This window comes from Stenotrophomonas sp. INTA L402-1 (genome assembly GCF_059295135.1).
In genome coordinates, this window is the sequence record NZ_JCAFWP010000191.1 from 1 (window position 1) to 576 (window position 576).

A 576-nucleotide genomic window follows, 5' to 3' on the forward strand; every position below is an offset into this window, starting at 1 on the left:
GTGCGGCACTGGTGCGTTTAGGCCCCAGCGCCTGGCTGAAGCGCTGGGCCAGCGATTCAGCACCGCCGGAATGTTCTATCATCCGGCCGTGCATCGCACCGAGGCCGATAATAATGGTAACCGAGCCGAGCACGCCTCCCAGGCCGGCGGTCAGCACTTTCATGACCTCACCGGTTGGAATGCCGGCGGCCAGCGCCACCAGCAGGCTGACGACCAGCAGCGCGACAAACGGAAATGCCGGTGGGTTATCCTCCAGCATCGGCGCCAGCAGGTGGCCTTCCATATGGTGCACCGGCACCGCCGGCACGTTCCAGGCAAACGCCAGCGCGCGACCACTGGTTGCCCCGACCAGCAATGCGCCCACCAGGCCAGGTCCGGCGGTGTAGGCTCCGCCGTCGATGTCGGCAGCGGACAGATTGGCTTCTTTTAACGCCGCCTGGATCAGAGGCACGGTTTTCCGCACGTGATCGCGCGAGGCCAGCTCCGGCACTACGCCGCCGTAGTCCGCATGTAGCTTCACCTGACTGTATAATTGATTGGCTAACAAACCGGCGTGTTCGTCATAAACTGCAATTC

1 protein-coding gene is annotated in these 576 nt (G+C 63.2%); it reads right to left on the reverse strand.

The genetic code is table 11. The features are described 5' to 3' along the window. Nucleotides 1–574: GntT/GntP/DsdX family permease (locus AC5O77_RS22275; protein ID WP_494507232.1), on the reverse strand; the 574-nt coding region annotated here is incomplete at its 3' end. Nucleotides 575–576: the final 2 nt, after the last annotated feature.